Annotated in this window: 6 protein-coding genes and 1 pseudogene; 4 read left to right on the top strand and 3 right to left on the bottom strand. The window is 43.7% G+C overall.

Annotated features, from left to right (window positions below; genetic code table 11):
* A partial coding sequence (locus RMO27_RS13340; protein ID WP_309733249.1) for a DHHA1 domain-containing protein occupies nucleotides 1-850 on the top strand: 850 nt, incomplete at its 5' end.
* Between the two features lie 74 nt (nucleotides 851-924).
* A complete protein-coding gene (locus tag RMO27_RS13335) occupies nucleotides 925-1,524 on the top strand; it encodes a hypothetical protein (RefSeq protein ID WP_309733247.1) in 600 nt (199 codons plus the stop codon).
* A 123-nt stretch (nucleotides 1,525-1,647) separates the two neighbouring features.
* Here RMO27_RS13335 and RMO27_RS13330 read toward each other — a convergent pair whose 3' ends face one another.
* Nucleotides 1,648-1,803 carry a hypothetical protein gene (locus RMO27_RS13330; protein ID WP_309733245.1) on the bottom strand — a complete coding sequence of 52 codons (156 nt, stop codon included), beginning with the start codon at nucleotides 1,801-1,803 and terminating at the stop codon, nucleotides 1,648-1,650.
* Between the two features lie 411 nt (nucleotides 1,804-2,214).
* On the opposite strand from RMO27_RS13330, the gene RMO27_RS13325 reads away from it, so the two are divergent.
* On the top strand, nucleotides 2,215-2,523 hold the full coding sequence (locus RMO27_RS13325) for a nucleotidyltransferase family protein (protein ID WP_309733242.1): 309 nt from the start codon (nucleotides 2,215-2,217) through the stop codon (nucleotides 2,521-2,523).
* On the top strand, nucleotides 2,513-2,851 hold the full coding sequence (locus RMO27_RS13320; protein WP_309733240.1) for a DUF86 domain-containing protein: 339 nt from the start codon (nucleotides 2,513-2,515) through the stop codon (nucleotides 2,849-2,851). The genes RMO27_RS13325 and RMO27_RS13320 overlap by 11 nt, the downstream gene beginning before the upstream one ends.
* Before the next feature lie 150 nt (nucleotides 2,852-3,001).
* Here RMO27_RS13320 and RMO27_RS13315 read toward each other — a convergent pair whose 3' ends face one another.
* A complete protein-coding gene (locus tag RMO27_RS13315; protein ID WP_309733239.1) occupies nucleotides 3,002-3,658 on the bottom strand; it encodes a Uma2 family endonuclease in 657 nt (218 codons plus the stop codon).
* A gap of 164 nt (nucleotides 3,659-3,822) precedes the next feature.
* Nucleotides 3,823-4,485: pseudogene (locus tag RMO27_RS13310) on the bottom strand (DNA repair protein RecN); the annotation flags it as partial.
* Between the last annotated feature and the right edge of the window lie 46 nt (nucleotides 4,486-4,531).

Below are 4,531 nucleotides of genomic sequence, written 5' to 3'. Positions count from 1 at the left end.
CGATTTTAACTCTCCCCGCGCTCTGACACCTGCAGAAGTTCAACAGGTAGAAGAGTTGGTAAATACCTGGATTACCGAAGCTCACGTCGCCGAAATCGAAGTAATGCCGATCGCTAAAGCTAAGGCTAAAGGTGCCGTAGCGATGTTTGGTGAAAAATATGGTGCCGAAGTTCGCGTCATCGATTTCGCTGGCGTATCGATGGAATTGTGCGGTGGGATTCATGTGAATAATACCGCCGAAATTGGGGCATTTAAAATCATCAGTGAAGCAGGTGTAGCTGCCGGAGTGCGGCGGATCGAAGCGGTGGCGGGTAATGCAATTTTAGACTATCTCAATGTGCGCGATCGAGTAGTCAAAGAATTGAGCGATCGATTTAAAGCCAAACCAGAAGAAATCCTCGATCGCATCTCGACAATGCAAGCTGAACTCAAAGCCAATCAGAAGCAATTAGAGACAGTCAAGGGTGAATTTGCGATCGCTAAATCCGAACAATTACTATCTCAAGCCATATCGATCGGCGAGTTTAAAATCATTATCGCCGAACTGGGTGATGTCGATGCTAATGCCCTCCAAACTGCGGCGGAACGGTTATTAAATAAACTCGGAGAAGGCGCGATCGTGCTGGCATCAATTCCCGAACCGGACAAGGTTAGTTTGGTGGCGGCTTTTAGTAAGGGGGTAAATGCGAAGGGTTTACAAGCTGGGAAGTTTATCGGCAATATCGCGAAAATTTGCGGCGGTGGCGGCGGTGGGCGACCGAATTTGGCTCAGGCTGGGGGACGGGATGCGAGTAAGGTGAAGGAGGCTTTAGAGGTGGCTAAGGCGGAGCTGGAGGCGGGTTTGGGTTGATGGTGTTCGGTGGGTGATACCCACCAGCCAATATTAATAAATAGTTGAATTGTACGAATTGAGAGAAATTATCTATGTTAAAGAAAACTGAAAATGGTTATGAATTGGCAAGGTTTGGCGACTTAGGTATATTTCTTGAGATTATTTGCGAACAATATAAGGTCTATTCTAATTTTCAAAATAAACGTCCGAACCTCGATCAACTAGAGCCAGAAGATATAATTAGGCTAAATCACAATCAAATTGATCCGCTTTATATATCGACTCTTTTTTCAGCAATGTTTCTAGAGGCATATATTTATGATTATGGGGCGAGAAAATCATCAGCCTCTTACATCGAAAACTATATAGATAAACTTAGCCCGCAAGCAAAATGTATAATCGTAACACAACTTTTTAATGAAGTAGGGATTGACGCTTCATCTCAAACATTTGAAGGAATTAAAAAAATATTTGGCTGCAGAAATAGCCTTGCACATAACAAGACTAAGGAATATAACGGATTAGATAGTCTTAAAGATAAAAAGCCTAAAACTTTAAAACCACTAGAGTGTGTTGATATCATAATTAACGTTATGAATGAACTACTTTCTGTTGACCCTGATGAGCTATATGCAAGTATCGTAATCGAAAGATTGAACACCTTGAAAAATCAATATCCAGTATCAGATTAGTCAGCGGTTGAAACCGCCGCTCATAATGCAAAACCCGCCTTCGCGGGTTAAGAAATCCCAGTCCGCGAAGGCGGACTTCGCAACACCAGCGACGATTTCAATCGTGCGTCCTCATCGTGCGATCTAAATCGGCTCCCAATCGGGAATCAAAGACTTCCGCCGATGATGTTCCTCCTGTCGATCGATATATTCACACAAATCATCCACCCCACTCTTACTCACAGTCAAAGCACCATAACTACCCTGCCATTTGAACAAGAAATCTACTGGAATTAACATCAGTTGTCTATCCCAAGTTGACCAGATATGATGAATATAGAACTCATTTGAGATCTTCTAGTGGGGGAGGTCGGGTTTGTTTGACATCGAACGGTAAAATCAATGTTAGCTAGCATAAACCCGCCCCTACAGATCTATAAATTCATACATACATTCATACATATATATTCATTTTTATAGATAAATCGTAGGGGCGGGTTTATGCTAGAAATACTTGCATAGCACTAGTAAATCTGAACAAACCCGCCCATCCTCACTAATATCTGTAGCTAGATTCATCCTCAAAATCTCTCAGTACAGCTAGGCGGACTTCGCAACACTAGTGACGATTTCAATCGTGCGGCATTCGATCACACTGCTAACTGCTAAAGTAGTAGTGAGTCTGTTCTAGCAATACTCATAAAAATACCAATGGAAAATTTACCAAGTATTTTAGATCGTGATGATATAGTCGCTACTTTACGATCGCAAATGCTTCGATCGAGATTCGGGATTAAGTCCCTATTATTATTTGGATCTGCCGCGCGTAATGAGGCTACCCAGGAAAGTGATTTAGACTTTGTTGTCAATTTTGACGGGACGATTACATTCGATCGCTATATGGATCTCAAGATTTTTCTAGAGGATTTATTTGGTAAAAAAATTGATCTAGCGATCGAAGATACCTTAAAGCCACAAATTCGTCAAAAAATACTTGAGCAAGCAATTGATGTCACGTAGTTTAGATTTATATCTGGAAGATATTATTGAAGCTATTCGGAAAATCTGTAGTTACACGAGTCTACTAAGTTTTGAAGAGTTTTGTGCTGATGAGCGGACTATTGATGCTGTCATTCGCAATCTCATCGTCATTGGCGAGGCTGTCAAAAATATACCTGAAGAAACTCGTCAGATGGAGCCAGGAATGGAGTGGAGAAAAATCGCTGGATTAAGAGATTTTGCGGCTCATGCTTATTTTAATGTCAGCAATCAAATCGTTTGGGATGTCGTACAAACTAAGTTATTACCGTTAAATGAGGCAGCAACTAGAATTTTAAATGAAATTTAGTTTTGTAGTGAGATCGAGATTGTGTTTCGATAGAAATCGATCGTCTTAGATTAGTCAGCGGTTAAAACCGCCGTTTGTGATGCAAAACCCGCCTACGCGGGTTAAAAATCTCAGTCCGCGAAGGCGGACTTCGCAACACGAGCGACGATTTCAATCGTGCGGTATTTGATCGCGATCGAACATTAACGATCGACGTAACTCATTAATTGCCACTCCAGTCCCTTTCTCTTTCGCATTTTGGAAACAGAGATCGATCGACTCTTGAAGTGAAAAACCTGGGAAATAACGACTATTATTACTCACTTCATACTTACCATCTGCCAACTGATAGATCGTCAGGCAATAATTTTTAAATAGCCACACCTCTGGTACATCATACGGCAGAAAATCCAACTCTGACGTGTAACTAGTGACATCGATTTCAATGACTAAATCTGGTGCCGGATCTACCTGCCAATCGATCCGATCCTTGCCGACAATCGCTTGCCAATTATCGATATAAAAACAGTAATCTGGCTCGATACCGCTCACTTCGGGCAGCTCCATCGTAATTGGCGTAAAAGCTTCATAATTACGCTCTTGGCTGTCCAGCAAAACTTTGACAATATCGGCGATGATATTAGCCTCGCGTCCGTGTCGGGGTAATGGACTCATCAACAAAATCTCTCCATCATGATATTTGAGTCGAGGAATCGAGCCATCGCCCCGACTGTCGCGTAATTGGCAAAAGTCCTTCCAAGTGCCAGGAATTCGCATCACCGATCCAGGTGGGATGGAAATGCGATCTGTAGAAATAACTGCGTACACGATCGTTACCCCCTAGAGTCATACCGTATAAATAATTATACCCATTCAGCTTCTGTCGATTCGATCGTCATCAGTTGTAAAACCAACAACACTAGTCCGCCTGCGCGGACTTCGCAACATGAGCGACGAGTTCAATCGTGCGGTATTCGATCGTTTGATTCAACTCACTTCTGACTCTGTTTAACGGCTTTCTTTCTGGTTTTTGCTTGAGACAACAAAGACTTAGCAAACGAGGCTGCTTCCTGTGCCGATTGTCCCCCTGCAATTTGGGCGATTTCATCGCGGCGTTGTTGCTGAGAATGCAGCTCCTCAATCCGGACGATCGTGCGTTCGACAACCGAAGTACCATTGCCTAGATGCTCAGAATTAATCGTTTCCTTCGCTACTCGAAAATGGCGATCGGCCATTGCCGCAATTAGGGGTTGGTGAGTGACGCAGAGGACTTGCTGCGATTGGCTCAGGTGATGGAGCTTACTGGCGATCGATTGAGCGACTTTGCCCGATACTCCCGCATCGATTTCATCGAAGATCAGCGTACCTGCGCCACCATTATTTGAGAAGCAGGCTTTGAGAGCGAGCAGAAAGCGGCTCATTTCCCCACCAGAGGCGGTAGCGGCGATGGGTTGGAGGGGTTCGCCAGGATTGGGACTGAAGTTGAAAACGATCGTATCTGCGCCCGTTGATGTCGGTGTTTGGGGGGCGATTTCGACTTGAAATTGGACTTTATCCATTGCTAGTGGCTTAAGTTCGCGGATCAGGTGTTGTTCGAGATCGATCGCGGCTTGTTGGCGCAGGGTCGTTATTTTTTGGCAAACGTTAATTAGTTTGACGTGGAGATATGTAGATCGGTGTTAGAGTTCTTAGAGGGACTCT

Source organism: Chamaesiphon sp. OTE_75_metabat_556 (assembly GCF_031378165.1).
In the GTDB taxonomy this organism is placed as follows: Bacteria; Cyanobacteriota; Cyanobacteriia; order Cyanobacteriales; family Chamaesiphonaceae; genus Chamaesiphon.
The sequence above is the reverse complement of the archived record's forward strand: the minus strand, read 5'-3'. Positions and strand labels throughout refer to the sequence as shown.

Excerpts from the sequence above, each read along its gene's own strand:
- RMO27_RS13335 (WP_309733247.1), top strand. The coding sequence starts at position 925 with ATGTTAAAGAAAACTGAAAATGGTTATGAATTGGCAAGGTTTGGCGAC.
- RMO27_RS13330 (WP_309733245.1), bottom strand. The coding sequence starts at position 1,803 with ATGTTAATTCCAGTAGATTTCTTGTTCAAATGGCAGGGTAGTTATGGT.
- RMO27_RS13325 (WP_309733242.1), top strand. The coding sequence starts at position 2,215 with ATGGAAAATTTACCAAGTATTTTAGATCGTGATGATATAGTCGCTACT.
- RMO27_RS13320 (WP_309733240.1), top strand. The coding sequence starts at position 2,513 with ATGTCACGTAGTTTAGATTTATATCTGGAAGATATTATTGAAGCTATT.